Origin of the sequence: Kallipyga gabonensis, assembly GCF_001286805.1 — a bacterium.
Taxonomy (GTDB): Bacteria; Bacillota; Clostridia; order Tissierellales; family Peptoniphilaceae; genus Kallipyga; species Kallipyga gabonensis.
The window spans coordinates 899489-914383 of record NZ_CXYV01000002.1; the positions used below are offsets into that span (position 1 = coordinate 899489).

The 14895-nt window shown below is 45.0% G+C and carries 13 protein-coding genes and 1 tRNA gene; 13 read left to right on the top strand and 1 reads right to left on the bottom strand.

The annotated features are described in order from the left end of the window. Window positions 1–11 precede the first annotated feature (11 nt). The 9 genes from pepF (at window position 12) to BN2373_RS05600 (ending at window position 8541) form a co-directional block, all read left to right on the top strand. The gene (gene pepF, locus BN2373_RS05560) at window positions 12–1778 is read left to right on the top strand and encodes an oligoendopeptidase F (RefSeq protein ID WP_053943115.1); all 1767 of its coding nucleotides are present in this window, start codon (window positions 12–14) and stop codon (window positions 1776–1778) included. A gap of 82 nt (window positions 1779–1860) precedes the next feature. Then, window positions 1861–2613, top strand: coding sequence for a hypothetical protein (locus tag BN2373_RS05565; RefSeq protein ID WP_053943116.1), 753 nt, complete (start codon window positions 1861–1863; stop codon window positions 2611–2613). A 30-nt stretch (window positions 2614–2643) separates the two neighbouring features. Beyond that, a complete protein-coding gene (locus BN2373_RS05570) occupies window positions 2644–3411 on the top strand; it encodes a class B sortase (RefSeq protein WP_053943117.1) in 768 nt (255 codons plus the stop codon). Window positions 3412–3600: 189 nt separating this feature from the next. Beyond that, complete coding sequence (locus tag BN2373_RS05575) at window positions 3601–3876, top strand: co-chaperone GroES (protein ID WP_053943118.1); 276 nt, start codon at window positions 3601–3603, stop codon at window positions 3874–3876. Between the two features lie 44 nt (window positions 3877–3920). Next, complete coding sequence (gene groL, locus BN2373_RS05580) at window positions 3921–5543, top strand: chaperonin GroEL (protein ID WP_053943119.1); 1623 nt, start codon at window positions 3921–3923, stop codon at window positions 5541–5543. 295 nt (window positions 5544–5838) lie between these two features. Further along, window positions 5839–6342 carry an ECF-type sigma factor family protein gene (locus BN2373_RS05585; protein WP_154826139.1) on the top strand — a complete coding sequence of 168 codons (504 nt, stop codon included), beginning with the start codon at window positions 5839–5841 and terminating at the stop codon, window positions 6340–6342. A 120-nt stretch (window positions 6343–6462) separates the two neighbouring features. After that, window positions 6463–7161 (top strand): response regulator transcription factor, encoded by a 699-nt coding sequence (locus BN2373_RS05590; RefSeq protein ID WP_053943121.1) that lies wholly within the window; start codon window positions 6463–6465, stop codon window positions 7159–7161. Window positions 7162–7224: 63 nt separating this feature from the next. Beyond that, a complete protein-coding gene (locus tag BN2373_RS05595) occupies window positions 7225–7926 on the top strand; it encodes a pseudouridine synthase (protein WP_053943122.1) in 702 nt (233 codons plus the stop codon). Window positions 7927–7983: 57 nt separating this feature from the next. Continuing rightward, the gene (locus BN2373_RS05600) at window positions 7984–8541 is read left to right on the top strand and encodes a metallophosphoesterase family protein (protein WP_074018027.1); all 558 of its coding nucleotides are present in this window, start codon (window positions 7984–7986) and stop codon (window positions 8539–8541) included. On the opposite strand, the gene BN2373_RS05605 is transcribed toward BN2373_RS05600, so the two are convergent. Beyond that, entirely contained in the window at window positions 8538–10400 is a 1863-nt protein-coding gene (locus BN2373_RS05605; RefSeq protein WP_053943123.1) for an ATP-dependent helicase, read from the bottom strand. The two genes, BN2373_RS05600 and BN2373_RS05605, sit on opposite strands and share 4 nt — an antisense overlap. Window positions 10401–10620: 220 nt before the next feature. On the opposite strand from BN2373_RS05605, the gene BN2373_RS05610 reads away from it, so the two are divergent. From BN2373_RS05610 to BN2373_RS05625, 4 genes are all read left to right on the top strand, one after another. Next, window positions 10621–10705 (top strand) — tRNA-Leu (locus BN2373_RS05610). A gap of 47 nt (window positions 10706–10752) precedes the next feature. Then, complete coding sequence (gene polA, locus BN2373_RS05615; RefSeq protein ID WP_053943124.1) at window positions 10753–13407, top strand: DNA polymerase I; 2655 nt, start codon at window positions 10753–10755, stop codon at window positions 13405–13407. Then, window positions 13394–14032 (top strand): dephospho-CoA kinase, encoded by a 639-nt coding sequence (coaE, locus tag BN2373_RS05620; protein ID WP_053943125.1) that lies wholly within the window; start codon window positions 13394–13396, stop codon window positions 14030–14032. The genes polA and coaE overlap by 14 nt, the downstream gene beginning before the upstream one ends. Continuing rightward, window positions 14019–14678, top strand: coding sequence for a lytic transglycosylase domain-containing protein (locus BN2373_RS05625; RefSeq protein WP_053943126.1), 660 nt, complete (start codon window positions 14019–14021; stop codon window positions 14676–14678). Before coaE ends, BN2373_RS05625 begins: the two co-directional genes overlap by 14 nt. Window positions 14679–14895 lie beyond the last annotated feature (217 nt).

Consider the following 14895-nt stretch of genomic DNA (forward strand, 5'->3'; position numbering starts at 1 on the left):
AGGAGTCATCAATGGAAGAAAAACAAAAAGACTTGCGTTGGACAATTTCGGATATGTACCAAAATGCCGACCTGGTAAGAGAGGATTTAGAAAAAGTTAGGGAAGGGATGGAAAAAATTCGATTCTTTTCTGAAGATCCGGGGACTCACATTAAGGAAATCTTTGATGCCATCAACCAATACATGAGAGTGGCTGAAAATGTCATCGTCTTTACGAATATGCAGCAGGACCAGGATTCACGAGTCTCTTCAGCTCAGAAGCTCAATCAGGAGGCAATGACTGTTCTGACTGATTTTGATGCTTCCTTGTCCTTTTTCCGCCCTTACCTCCTTGGTCTAAATGAAGCTGAACAGGAGAAACTCCTGGATGATCCCGATCTGGCTCCCTACCATGAGAAACTTAAGCGGATCTTCCGATACAGCGAACATACATTAACTGCTGACCAGGAATTTATTCTTTCTAAGATATCCTTTTTGGAAGAAGCCCCCGAAAACATTTATTACTTCCTGACCAATGCCGATTTGACATTCCCTCCCCTGGAGAGTAAAGACGGAGAGAAGCTGACCGGGGAGAACTTTACCACTTTGGAACAGGATAGTGACCCCGCCGTCCGTAAGGAAGCTTTTGAGAATCTTTATTCCACCTTCAAAAAGTTTGGTAACACCATTTCAACCGCCTATTATAATAATGTAAAAGGATTAACCACTTTAGCCGGGATTAAACACTATGATTCTGCTCTCCAGATGGAGCTCTTTGACGATAATGTGGATCCCAAGGTTTATGATGCCCTGATTGAATCCATCCATAAGAATATGGATCTCATGCACCGCTATTATGCCAAGAAAAAAGAACTTTTAGGTCTGGATGAACAGCACATGTATGATGTCTACCTGCCCTTAGTCAAGGGGTCTTCCAAGACCTATACCTTTGAAGAAGCCAAAGAGGTTTGCATCGCTTCCGTTGCCCCCTTGGGGAAGGAATACCAGGATATTTACCGGTCAGCCTTTGAAGACGGTTGGATTGACGTTTATCCCAGGGACGGAAAGAGGGGCGGAGCCTATTCTTCAGGTTCTTTCGACTCACAACCCTATATTCTGATGAATTTTACCGGAACCCTGGATTCGGTCTTCACTCTTGCCCACGAGATGGGACACTCCATGCATTCCTATTTTGCAAAGAAGAATAACGACTTTCTCTATTACAATTACACGATTTTTGCAGCGGAAACAGCCTCCACTTTCAATGAGAACCTCCTGCTCTATTATTTGATGGATCATGCAGAAACGGAAAGAGAAAAACAGGAGCTTCTTGCCCACCACTTGGATTCTTTTAAGTCGACTGTTTACCGACAAACCATGTTCGCAGAGTTTGAGAAGATTGTCCATGACCGTGTTGAAGCGGGTGAGGCATTGACCCAGGAAGACTTTGATGAGATTTATAGCGATCTCAACAAAGCGTATTTCGGAGAAGCGATGATTTCCGACGATCTCATTGCTCATGAATGGATGAGGATTCCTCATTTCTACTCCAATTTCTATGTCTATAAGTATGCCACCGGCTATTGTGCAGCCACGGCCCTGGCTCACAAGGTGATTAAAGAGGGGCAAAAAGCGGTAGATAATTATTATAAGTTCCTCAAAGACGGTGCTCATCACTTCCCCATCGACCAACTCAAGATGGCAGGAGTGGATATGTCAGATCCAAAATCGGTCGATTTGGCTTTGGATGTATTTAGAGGACTCGTTGACCAGCTGGAAGAAATTGATGAATTAGTCTAAAAGATATTGAACAGAACGACCCTGTTAAGCTAGCCTGTGTCTCTTGCCCTTTGAAGAAGGAATAATAATTAAGGAGGTAGTCATGGGAGTAATGGACAATATTGCCGGCTTCTTTACCGGTGATAATAAAAAAGTGGAAAACCAGGTGCCTGATCGAGCATTTGCCTATATTGATGACTTGCTCACCGATGAAAAGATCGGGAATACTTTAGATAAAGTCTCTAAGGTTGTTCAGATGAAGGATTGGCTCTTCTTCCAAGGGGAGGGTGAAGGATATTTTCCTTACCGAAATGAGTCCCTGGAGAAGGCAATTTACGTTGGACAGGATGTGGAAGAAGCTGTTCGCTACATGAAGAATGGTGAAGGCTATGAGGGTGTTGACCTCAACGATGATGTTCTGAAAACTATCCTTACCCGCTTCCTATCCACAATTGATGTCTATGAATTTACGGGTTTAGACTTTGATCTTCAAGGTCTATATCGAAAGGTATATTCCACACCTTCAGAAATGGTCAACTACATCATTGAGGAAAGACAGGGAAAATTGGACCAGATGGCCCAGGACAGAGTTCAACTGGCCAGCCCCGACTTTGCTCGACGTCTCTATGAATATGATTTTCTCATTCAAAGAAATGGTGAGAAGTCCATGGGGGATAGCAACCGCGTTAACGCCTATGCCAATGACCATGCCCAAGTTATCTTCGAGAACTTTATCAATAAAGCCGAGGAAGCTGTGAATGTTCCTGGTGAAGAGGATGGGGGTTTTACCCAGGTTGATCGTAATCTTGACTTCGGTAGTGATAATGGAAAGAGCAATGAAGAGGATCTTAAGTGATAGAGTCCGCTGAATAAGAAGGAAAATCTGATGAAAAAATGGATTTACCGGCTCATTGAGCTTGTTCTTCTTTGTGTCATTATCTTTTGTCTATGGAAGATTGGATCCTATTTTCTTGGACGAAAAATTTCCGATGATTCTTTCACCGCCCTTGAAAGGATAGTGGAGGAGAGAAAGGACCAAGGAGGAGACCAAGGAAAAGAAGAAAAGAAACTAGACTATCAATCCATAATGAAAGACCTCCGGGAGAAGAACGAGGATGTGATCGCTTATCTTCAGGTTGAGGGTACAAAAATAAACTATCCTGTAGTTCAAGCCAAAAATAATGACTACTATCTTCGTCGGGGATTGGATAAAAAATACTCCTTTCAGGGAATTCCCTATATGGATTACCGAAACAACCCCAATCTTGAAGATCAAAATACCGTGATTTACGGTCATATGATGAATATTGGGAAGACTTCTATGTTTGGTTATTTTCAGGATTTTCTGGACCAGGCTTATACGGACGAATCCCCAAAAAACATTCAAATGATTACTGACCGTGGGGTATACCGATACCGAATGATTGCCATGACCTTCCTTCCGGAAGCTGCCGATTATCGTAATCCTCAGATGAAGGAGAAAGAATTTTTGGACCATGTCAATCGGTTGATCAAGGGCTCGGAAGTGGATTTTCGTTATGGCCAAAGCATTTTACCGAAAGATAAAATTCTGACCTTGTCCACCTGTACTCCTGATCAGGATGCTTCCCGACGGTTGGCTATCCTGGCCGTCCTCATTAATAAGGATGAGTAGATAGTGATCATTAAAAAAAGGCCCCGTTTTGGGGCTTTTTTCTTTGGCCGGCCTATGAAGGCAAAGAAAAAGACAAAAGCACTTGCATTTTTTCTTTCCTTTAGTTATGATAGAGACGGTTGTTAGCACTCTATGATTATGAGTGATAGATCATAAAAAGAAAAATAAAGCGTTTTGAAGGAGGCTTGTATGAAACTTATCCCACTCGGCGAAAGAATCGTCATCCAAAAATTAGAGAAAGAGGAAACCACAGCTTCCGGCATCGTTCTTCCTGCATCTGCTCAAGAACAGCCCCAGTATGCTGAAGTTGTCGCCATTTCCGACCAATTGGAGAAGGACAAAGTGAATATTAAAGAAGGCGACCGGGTCATTTATTCCAAGTATGCCGGCACAGATGTGAAGTTTGGCGACGATGAATATATCGTCATCAAGATGGAAGATGTGCTTGCTGTTGTTCAGGATTAGTTGAAGCGTCTTTTAATAAAGATGGTGTAAAAGGAGGTATTTATATGGCAAAAGATATTAAGTACAGTGATGATGCTCGTAAGGCTATGCAAGAGGGTGTCAACAAGTTAGCAGATACAGTGAAAATCACCATGGGTCCCAAGGGGAGAAATGTCGTTCTTGAAAAGTCCTTTGGTTCTCCTGTCATTACTAATGATGGTGTGACCATCGCGAAAGAGATTGAACTGGAAGATCGTTATGAGAATATGGGTGCCCAGCTGGTCAAAGAAGTAGCCACAAAGACCAATGACGTGGCCGGTGATGGAACCACGACAGCCACCCTTTTAGCCCAGGCTTTGGTTCAGGAGGGCCTGAGAAACCTGGCCGCCGGAGCTAATCCCATGGTCCTCAGAAAAGGAATGCAGAAGACCACTGAAGAAACCATTCGGATTCTTAAGGAAAACTCCAAAGAAGTGGATACCATGGCGGCTATCGCATCTGTCGGTTCCATCTCATCCGGAGACGAGGCGATCGGTCAGATGATTGCCGAAGCCATGGAAAAGGTGGGCAAGGACGGGGTTATTACCGTTGAGAATTCCAATACGATGGAAAACACTCTTGAGGTTGTGGAAGGTATGCAATTTGACCGCGGATACCTCTCCCCATATATGGTAACTGACGGGGAAAAGATGGTAGCTGAGTTGGAAGATCCCTATCTCCTCATCACCGACAAGAAGATTTCCAATATCCAGGAAATTCTGCCCCTCCTTGAGCAGGTCATGCAGTCCGGCAAGCCTCTTCTGATTATTGCAGAAGATATTGAGGGAGAAGCTCTGGCCACCTTAGTCTTGAACAAGATCCGTGGAACCCTCAATGTGGTCGGAATCAAGGCTCCCGGATACGGCGACCGTCGCAAGGAAATGCTCCAGGATATTGCTATCCTAACCGGAGGTCAGGTGATTACGGAAGACTTGGGTCTGGAGCTGAAAAATGCCATGATCGACCAGTTGGGTCAGGCTGCCAAGGTTAATATTGACAAGGATAAGACCGTTATTGTCGGTGGCCATGGCGATGCGAAGACTCTGGAAGAGCGGGTTGACCATATCAAAAAACAGATTGAAGCGACAGATTCCGACTATGATCGTGAAAAGCTTCAGGAACGTTTAGCAAAACTTTCAGGTGGCGTTGGCGTGATCCGCGTAGGTGCGGCTACAGAAACGGAGCTAAAGGAAAAGAAACTCAGAATTGAAGACGCTCTCTCTGCCACACGTGCAGCCGTTGAAGAAGGTATTGTTGCAGGTGGTGGCGTTGCCTTAGTCGATGCTATTCCCGGTGTCAAGAAGTTTACTGAAAACTTGGAAGGTGATGAGAAGATTGGCGGAGCTATTCTTCTTCGGGCCCTGGAAGAGCCCCTGCGTCAGATCGTTAAGAACTCGGGCCATGAAGACTCCGTTGTTCTCCACAAGGTTATGGAAATGGAAGCGGGTCAAGGCTATGATGCCTACAAGGATGAATATGTTGATATGTTTGAATCCGGAATTGTTGACCCGACTAAGGTCACACGGTCTGCTCTTCAAAATGCAGTTTCCATCGTTGCAATGCTCCTGACTACGGAAGCAGCGGTAACGGATATTCCTGAGAAGGAAGAGCCGGCTCCTGCCCCCGGTCCCGGATACGGCGCATATTAATTCATTAATCATCAATATCATGGGATTAAAAGCAGATCCATCGGGGTCTGCTTTTTTTCTTTTCAAAAAGCAAGAAATGGTTAACTGTCTCAAAGTGTCCCAAAGCGTCCCAAAGTATACTAATATATTAAAAATCCATAGAAATCTCATAATTAAACACAAATTCAAGAAAAATAGAACAAAAATGAAGCACTTTGGTATTTATTTTTAACTCTAATCGTTTACAATAATAAGCACTAGCCCTCTATCTATTGGAGGGAAGGCCTCATTGGATGAAACATAGAAAGGAATACTGATGATAAATAATTCAAAAAACAGAAATCTAACCAGACGAGCCATTATTAAATTATTGCGGCAACATCAGTCCAATGTAGAGAAGTATAGCCGTATCCGAAATGACCCCACTATCAGCGAATGGAAGTCGGATTTTATGATGAGAAAGGTCAGCGGTGGAATCGTCGCAGAAAACTATGACCGGCTTCCGGGTCAACAAAGCCCAGGTTCTTCCATAGAAGAAACACTACTCTTGGAAAAGTCCAATGTTCTGGACCACATCCATCACATTGAGCTTCGAATCCAGGTGGTTCGGATTCTTCTATTATCCTTACGGGAAGAATATGTTCGTCTGGTTGAGCTCCGATACTTTAACCGCCTGCCGGTTGAGAAGGTCTGTGAGGCACTCTTTTGTTCCCGGTCCACTTTTTATCGTCGGCATGACCAGGTTTTAGAAGAGCTTACCGATGAATTTAATCGACTCTTTACCGAAGAAGATCGGGAGATTTTGATTGGCGGAAACTGATGAGGCCACTCTTTTCAGATGATACATAAAATACCATCAAAGAATAGACGAAAGCAGGAGGATCATTCTTGTCTGAAGTCTGATATGGTAAGATAGGTTTACTGAGAGGGAGGAGGGGTCATGAAGATTTTGATGGTCAATTTGGATAAGGATATGATGAATGACCTGGCCTACAGCTTTGAAAAAGACGGATCGTTAACCTACATGGCTGAGGATATAGACAAGGCAAAAGTCCTGGCTGAAGAGGAAGAAGCGGATCTCGTTCTTTTAGCGGGAAGACAAAACGATAGTAGCTTTCTCCATTCGATTGAGCTTTTCAAAGAGGGTCATGGCTCCCTTGTCATCGTTTTATCTCAATCAACAGACCCAAAAGATGCTGTCCTGGCCTTGGAGTATGGAGCTGATGATTATATGAGAGCCCCCATTCATATCCTGGAACTTAAAGCGAGGATTCGTGCCCTTCAAAGAAATCGTGAAAAAAATGGGGATCAGAAACCTCTTATTGTTAATATTCCGCCTCTGCATTTTCAACTGGTTGACCACGAGATTTCCTCCGGTGACCTAACCGTTGCCCTATCTGAGATGGATTTCCGCCTCCTCTATACCCTGGCTGATCAGGCAGGTCTTGCACTAAGCAGAGAGGATTTGGCGTCAAAGCTTTGGTCGGATCATTCGCCCGGCAGGCTTCGTACAGTGGATGTCTATATTCGCCGATTGAGAGAAAAACTTTCCCGTTTAGGATTGGAAGACTTGGTAGAAACCCGGTGGAAAGAAGGCTATGTTTATAACAATGCGGATTGGGTTCGTCCGAATGAGTGATCAAATAGAACTTTTCGGTCCTTCTCTTTCGACCAGTTAAAAAATAAAAGAAAGGAGGCCCGGATGACCATCCGACTCGATAAACTCTTGGCCAACGCCAGTGTAGGTTCACGTAAGGAAGTCGGTCTACTCATCAGAGAGGGACGGGTAGAGGTGGACGGGGTAGTAGTAGAAAAACCCGGAAAAAGAGTAGAAGAAGGAGCACGGTTATTAGTTGATGGGAAAGCCTTGGAAGCAAAGAAATATGTCTATTATCTTCTCCATAAACCGGAAGGAGTGATCTCAGCAACAAGGGATCAGAACAAAACTGTCCTGGATGTCATCCGTCCTGAAGACTTCCGCAAAGGACTTTTTCCTGTGGGAAGGTTAGATAAGGATACGACCGGCCTCCTGCTTTTGACCAATAACGGGGACTTGGCCCATCGACTCTTATCTCCCAAAAGGGGGATAGAAAAAACGTATCTTGCCCGTGTAGACAAAGAACTCAGGGAAGAGGATGTTCAGGCTTTCAAAAAAGGATTTCTTCTGCTTCCGGAAAACATCATAACCCGGCCTGCAAAGCTGATTATCTTAGGAGACACCCTAGGACAAGTGACGATCACCGAAGGAAAGTACCACCAAGTCAAAAGAATGTTTGCCAAGGTGGGGAAAGAAGTCTTACAATTGAAGAGGATAGCCATGGGGCCCTTGCAGTTGGGAAATTTGGAAAAAGGTAGTTACCGCCCCTTGAGCGAGGAGGAAGTCGCTAAGCTTCAACAACTTTGAAGAATTTTGATTTTCTCCGAATCACTTGCCCGGGATAGAAATGAGAAGAGGACGTTCATGAATTATTACATCGCCGATTGTCACTTCGGAGATGATCGAGTGATAGCCTATAGTCGTCGACCCTTTCAATCGCTTGAAGAGATGGATGAGGTTATGATAAAAAATTGGAATAAAGTAGTCGGGGATTATGACGATGTATACATCGTTGGTGATCTCATTTCTCGATCAGAAAATCCTCTTTGCTATTTGGAAAAACTTAAGGGAAGGCTTCACCTGGTCTGTGGTAATCACGATGGCTCCATGCTAAAGGATCCGGCATGTCGTGAACGCTTCGTTGAAGTGAGCGATTATCTGGTGGTAGAGGACCATAATCACCGCCTTGTTCTTTTTCATTATCCTCTTTTGGAATGGGACGGCTATTATTATGGAACCTGGCATCTCTACGGTCACATCCACAACCATCTGTCGGATAACCAGGAAAGAGCAAAGTGCCTCTTTAAGGCACTTAACTGCGGAGCGGATGTGGTTGGTTTCAAGCCTCGAACCTTTGATGAGTTGGTTGCCATCAATAAAAAAGACCGAGACCGGGAAAAGCGGCCGGAGGGGTCAGTTTAGGAAGGGGTTCGCCCCCGAACTTCGTCAATGAATTGGGAAACTTCCACCTTTCGTCCATTTATCTCCCGACGACCGACCAAACGGAGTCGGTGTCGGGCACGAGTCATTCCAACGTAAAATAGTCGTCGTTCTTCTTCCAGCAGGCCGGAGCCGACCTGCCCTCTTTGGGCTAAGGCGGTTATGGAAGGAAACTCGTTCTGCATAAGATCGATTAACCATACACTGTCATATTCGAGACCCTTTGCACCGTGCACGGTGGAAAGGGTCAATTTCTTATCGACTCGATCAGATGCTTTGACCAGGCTTTGAATTTGGGGGAGTCGTCTTTCCAGGTCAGGAAGGGAGGAGAGGGGGCCGGCTATAGAAATCAGACTTTCCATTACTCGGTCACCCGTATTGAGGGTTCTATTTCTCATCCGGGAACCCTCCTTCATATAATCGCCATAACCCAGATGGTCCCGAATTTCTTCCAAGGCTTGTCGAGGCCTGACTCTTCTGATTTGACCAAACCCGATATGGAGACGGTCTAATTTTTCCCGGTAAAAGGGATTTTGGGTACCATCAAGAAGGTCTAAACGGTCCAAAATGGGAATCATCGGATCCATGGACCGGATCTTTATCAGAAAGTCTTTCTTTAGAAAAGCGTTGAGCTTGTAATAGATTCTTTCAAAACTGTTGAAATCAGTCGGGTCCATAGCAAAGTGGAAAATATCTATGACATCCTTTAACACGGGATGAGTAAAGAAACGCTCGTCATTTCCCTTTGCCTGAAAATCTATCTCCATCCGGTCAAGTCGATCAGCCAAGGCGATCATTGAAATATTGTTGCGAAAGAGAATGGCTCCATTACCCAGAGTTAGATCTTCTTGTATTTTTTTGCTGACCAGGTCCAACTCCTTATCCAGATTGCTTTTGATGTAGACCCGGATTTTTTCCTCCCCTTCCTGCCTGGCTTGGGCCTCCTTTCGGTAACGGTTTTTGTTTTCCCGGATGAGCCGGCTGGATACCGCCACAATATTAGGGGTAGATCGATAATTATCTTCCATTTTGATGATTTTCGCCAGAGGATAGGTCTCCTTAAAATGGAGTAAATAGAGGGGAGAGGCCCCGCGGAAGCCATAGATGGACTGGTCATCATCCGCTACCATGAGGAGGTTATTTTCGGGTTGGCAAATCCGCTGGATAATTTCCAATTGGACTCGTGAAGTGTCTTGTGCCTCATCAATCTGGAGGTAGGTAAAGCGACTTTGAAGAGCGTCTAAAATATCAGGTTCTCTTTCCAGTATTTCCAGGGTTCTTACCAACATATCATCAAAATCAATCAAATTCCTTTGACGTTTGAAATCTTCATAACGAGAAGAAATCTCTGAAAAATGGGGTAAACCCTCGCCGGTTTCCTTTATGAATGATTTGTAGGAAATCAGGGCATTTTTCAGGTAGCCATCTACCCGGAAAAAGTCATCCACCTCTCCCTCACGGGGAGGACGTCCTAAAAGATTTCGATAGATGGAAGAAATGAGATCATATTTGTTCCAGCATTTCGACCCCTCAATCAGGTTGATTTGGGCACCTTTCTTTCGTGCGAAAGCCTGGATAATCCGGAAGCAAAAGGCATGAATGGTGGAGAAAGTGAGGCCGGAGTTAGGCCCGTAGATCCGACTGAAGCGGCTTTCCAGGTCACTTGCCTGGAGTCGGGAGAAGGTGATGGTGGCAATCTCTTGAGCCGTAATGCCGGAGGCTAATAGACGATTGATTCGTTGGAGAAGGACCGTTGTTTTTCCGGCGCCCGGAACCGCAAGCACTAAGCAGGGACCTTTTTTATGGCCAATGACTGATTTTTGTGGTTCAGTAAATTCCATACAACCTCCTCCATTCCAAAAAGTCAGGATAAGACTCCGTGTAGGGAGCCTTGACTTCGGGTAGGTATATCTTACTCAAGAAGGGAAGGCACTGACAAGGGGCTGAAGTCGAATGAGACGAAAGGGAATAGTTTTACTCCCGTAGAAGAGAGGGGAAAACAATAATTATTGATCAAAAACTTTGCATTTGATTGCCGGTTTTGTTAAACTGACTTGGTAAGCTGGTGTGTCGGAATTGGCAGACGAGACAGACTCAAAATCTGTTGCTGTTATGCAGCGTGTGGGTTCAAGTCCCACCACCAGCATGAAACCACGTCGGTTGACGTGGTATTTTTTTTTATGAGGAGGAAGTATGGCCAGGAATAAACGTTTCTTAATGATTGACGGCTCATCTCTGCTTTTTCGTGCCTTTTATGCCATCCGAGACTTGCGGACCCAGGATGGGGTGTACACCAATGGGGTTTATGGGTTTATGACCATGTTCTGGAAGGCCATGGAGGAGATTAGACCGGATTATGTTCTTGTGGCATTTGACCGTTCTGAGCCTACCTTCCGCACGAAAATCTATGCTGATTATAAGGGAACTCGCCAGGCCACTCCTCCGGAGCTGGGCCCGCAATTTGGCATGGTCAAGGATATCCTCCATGCCTTATCCGTAACAACGATTGATAGGGAAGGCTATGAAGCGGATGATATTATCGGCACCATGTCCAAAAAAGCGGAAAATGAAGGGATAGAATCCATCTTATTAACCGGTGACAGGGATTATTTCCAATTGGTTTCGGACTTGACCAGTGTCCATTATACGAAACGGGGGATCAGCCAGATAGAAGTGGTGACGCCCCATTATATTATGGAAAAATACCAAGTTAGCCCCTCCGCCCTGGTGGACATCAAGGGCCTTCAGGGAGACACTTCGGACAACATTCCCGGTGTTCCCGGCATAGGGGAGAAGACTGCTATTAAGCTCATTAAAGAATTTTCCACGATTGAAAAAATCTACGAAAATCTCGACCAAGTATCAGGAAAGAAGCTCAAAGAAAACCTCATTGAAAATGAGGATCAGGCTTTTATGTCCCGACAACTGGGAGAGATCTTCCGGGACATGCCTCTGGAAGACAAATGGGAAGCCTTCCAACCCGGCGAGGCAGACCGGGAGAAATTGGTGGATATTTTTACCCGCTTGGAGTTTCGGTCTTTTGCCGACCGTTATGCCTTGGACGAAAAAGAAGAAACTCTCACTTTTTCGACCAAAATCATTGCCGCTCCGGCATGGCCCGGATTGGCAAAAAAATTAGCTAAGTTGGAAAAAACGTCTTTTGCCATTTTGGGAGATGGAGATAATTATATTCATGCCAACCCCATTTTCGCCTGTTTCCGGTGTGGGAAAGAAACGCTACTTCTTGATTTGAAAGGTCAGGAAGAGGTCTTTCGAGAATCCTTCAGCTCCCTTTTTTCAGGAGAGGGTCCTCTTCTTCTTGCTTATGATATTAAGGAATCCATGGTTCTCTTGGATAAAATGGGCCTGGACTTCACCGGAGATTATCGTGACATTATGCTCATGGAATATCTTTTAGATCCCACCCGCTCTTCCTATGAAATTGACCATCTTGCCCGGAGACTTTCTGGGGTGAATATTCATTCTCGCCGTGAACTTCTCGGCAGGGGAGCCAAGCGTAAAGAGTTTGATCAAATTGATGAACAAGAGCTTCTGGACTATGTGGGAGGACTTCTTCAGGTGGTCATGGAAGGCGAGGATAAGCTCTGGGCGGAAATCCGGGAAATGAAAATGGACAGGCTATATTTAGAGATAGAGAACCCTCTTGCCCGTGTTCTTGCCCACATGGAGATTGCGGGCATTGCCGTAGACGAAGAAAAACTGAATACCTTGGATAAGGAGTATTCGCACAGGCTCCGGGAAATGGAAGAAGAGATCTACAATTATGCCGGAAAGACCTTTAATATCAATTCCTCCCAGCAACTTTCCGATCTTCTCTTTGTTGATTTGGGCCTTCGACCGGGAAAGAAGACCAAGACCGGCTATTCCACAGCCAAGGATGTTTTGGAGGGCTTGGTCGATGACCATCCCATTATCCCGGCTATCCTTGAGTATCGGATGTTATCCAAATTGATATCCACTTATGTTGATGGTTTCCGTCCATATATCGATAGGGATGGCCGAGTCCGTTCCCAATTCAAGCAAAATGTAGCGGCAACCGGCAGGCTTTCTTCTACGGAACCCAACCTCCAAAACATCCCTGTTCGCACAGAAGAAGGAAGGAAACTTCGAGCGGTTTTTGTGGCCGGAGAAGGGAAGCTGCTGGTGGATGCAGACTATTCGCAGATTGAGCTTCGTGTCTTAGCTTCTTTATCCGGGGATCCCACCATGATTCAATCCTTTAAGGAAGGTCACGACATCCACACAAAAACCGCTTCAGAAATTCTCGGCAAGGATCCTGACCAAATCACCGGTCTTGAACGATCTTCAGCCAAAGCGGTTAATTTCGGTATTATCTATGGGATTTCTGATTATGGTCTTTCACGGAATTTGGGGATTAGTCGTCAGGCGGCTAAGGAATACATTGATGGCTACAAGGCCACCTATCCCGAAATCCAAAGATATATGTCAGACATTGTCGATAAGGCCAGGGAAAAAGGTTATGTCGAAACCTACTATGGTCGTCGTCGGAGTGTTCCTGAATTGGCCTCTTCCAACTTTAACGTTCGCTCGTTTGGGGAGCGGATCGCACTCAACACCCCTATTCAAGGAACGGCGGCCGATATTATTAAACTGGCCATGATCCGCGTGGACCAGGCTCTCCGGGAGGAAAAAATCAAGGCACGTTTAGTCTTACAAATCCATGATGAATTAATTGTAGAAGTGGACAGCAGTCATGCGGAAGAGATGGGGGAAAAGATGAAGAAGATTATGGAAGATGTTTCTGACCTGGCCGTTGACCTTCTGGCCGATACCAATATAGGGAAATCCTGGTATGAAGCAAAGTAGGATATGGAGGATCGGCCTCACCGGAGGAATAGCGTCGGGAAAGTCCTCCTGTACAAATTATCTCATTAAGGAAGGCTATACCGTACTGGATGGTGATGAGATTGCGCACCAATTGATGGCCCCAGGAGGAGAAGGATTTCAGGCCATCCTTCAAACTTTTGGGCCCGATTCCCTTGATAACAGGGGAAACCTGGACCGGAAAAGCCTGGCCGACCTGGTCTTCCATGATCCCCGGGCTCTGGCTAGATTGAACAATGTAATGCATCCCCTCATTTATCGAGATCTGGACAGGAAGGCGGTTTTAGCCGAGGGGATAGGCGTTAAAGACAACCTGCTCTTTTTCGACCTTCCTCTTCTTTTTGAAACCTGGGACCGTGCAAAAAATCTGGCTTTCGATTCCATATGGTTGGTCCTGGCACCGGAAGAAGATCGAATACGTAGAATGGGCAAAAGAGATGGTCTAAACCGCGACCAAGCTCAGGCGAGGATTAATGCTCAGATGGGAGACGACCAAAAAATTCTCAAGTCAGACCAAATCATATATAATGAAGGTACGCTCAAGGAACTTTATGAAGAAATCCGACAAGCTATTGCTTGGGAAAGAGACCGGTATGAAATTTCTTAGAAAATTAATCAAACACCTCCTGATCTTGCTTTTGATTGTTTTTTTGATCGCCTTCGGTGGATCCTACGCTATGTCCTATTTCGGCACCGCCAACTACCCTATTCGCTTTGGAAAGGAAATTGAGGAAGCTGCCCAAGATGAGAATTTGGACCCCCGTTTTATTGCGGCCATCATAAAAACGGAATCGGATTTTCGCCCAGATGTTATCGCTAATGATGGAGGGCTGGGGTTAATGCAGCTTATGCCCGAGACAGCCAAAGAAATGTGCAAGGAAATCGGAATCGATTATTCCGAAAAGGCCGTCCTTGACCCTGCAACCAATATTAAGCTGGGATGTCACCACCTATCCTCTCTCATTCAAAAATATCAGAATCGTCACTTAGCCACAGCAGCCTACAATGTTGGTCATACCAAGGTTGACCAGTGGTTGGAAGAGGGAACCATCACCTGGGAGCTGGAGACGATGAAAAAAATCCCTGTTCCCATTACCCGAAAGTATGTTCAGAAGGTGGATAAGGCTTTTTCTATCTACTCGGTCTTCTATCCGGACCATCTGCCTGACGACACTCGTCAGATGAACCGTTTTTCACTAGCCTGGGAGAATCTTCTTCATACGGCGAAGTGGACCTACCATAAAGTAAAATAAGAAAATGATCTTCTCTCATTTTTATAAACCGAGCCTTGTGCTCGGTTTTTCTTATGGTACAAAATAATTATTATGCTTGAAGTAATTGAGAATTAAATATAGAATAAATGAGGTGTGAACAAACGAAGGACTGGGGAGTTTATTTTTTTTGCTTGTTACTATTCAAATAGCTTGTCAGGCTTTCTATTTATGATATAATAGTCAAGTCGCTACATTT

What these genes read in the sequence shown, in the direction of transcription:
- BN2373_RS05625 (WP_053943126.1), top strand. Translation starts at nt 14,019, where the DNA reads ATGAAATTTCTTAGAAAATTAATCAAACACCTCCTGATCTTGCTTTTG.
- BN2373_RS05575 (WP_053943118.1), top strand. Translation starts at nt 3,601, where the DNA reads ATGAAACTTATCCCACTCGGCGAAAGAATCGTCATCCAAAAATTAGAG.
- BN2373_RS05605 (WP_053943123.1), bottom strand. Translation starts at nt 10,400, where the DNA reads ATGGAATTTACTGAACCACAAAAATCAGTCATTGGCCATAAAAAAGGT.
- BN2373_RS05600 (WP_074018027.1), top strand. Translation starts at nt 7,984, where the DNA reads ATGAATTATTACATCGCCGATTGTCACTTCGGAGATGATCGAGTGATA.
- polA (WP_053943124.1), top strand. Translation starts at nt 10,753, where the DNA reads ATGGCCAGGAATAAACGTTTCTTAATGATTGACGGCTCATCTCTGCTT.
- BN2373_RS05595 (WP_053943122.1), top strand. Translation starts at nt 7,225, where the DNA reads ATGACCATCCGACTCGATAAACTCTTGGCCAACGCCAGTGTAGGTTCA.
- coaE (WP_053943125.1), top strand. Translation starts at nt 13,394, where the DNA reads ATGAAGCAAAGTAGGATATGGAGGATCGGCCTCACCGGAGGAATAGCG.
- BN2373_RS05565 (WP_053943116.1), top strand. Translation starts at nt 1,861, where the DNA reads ATGGGAGTAATGGACAATATTGCCGGCTTCTTTACCGGTGATAATAAA.
- BN2373_RS05590 (WP_053943121.1), top strand. Translation starts at nt 6,463, where the DNA reads ATGAAGATTTTGATGGTCAATTTGGATAAGGATATGATGAATGACCTG.
- BN2373_RS05570 (WP_053943117.1), top strand. Translation starts at nt 2,644, where the DNA reads ATGAAAAAATGGATTTACCGGCTCATTGAGCTTGTTCTTCTTTGTGTC.
- BN2373_RS05585 (WP_154826139.1), top strand. Translation starts at nt 5,839, where the DNA reads ATGATAAATAATTCAAAAAACAGAAATCTAACCAGACGAGCCATTATT.
- groL (WP_053943119.1), top strand. Translation starts at nt 3,921, where the DNA reads ATGGCAAAAGATATTAAGTACAGTGATGATGCTCGTAAGGCTATGCAA.
- pepF (WP_053943115.1), top strand. Translation starts at nt 12, where the DNA reads ATGGAAGAAAAACAAAAAGACTTGCGTTGGACAATTTCGGATATGTAC.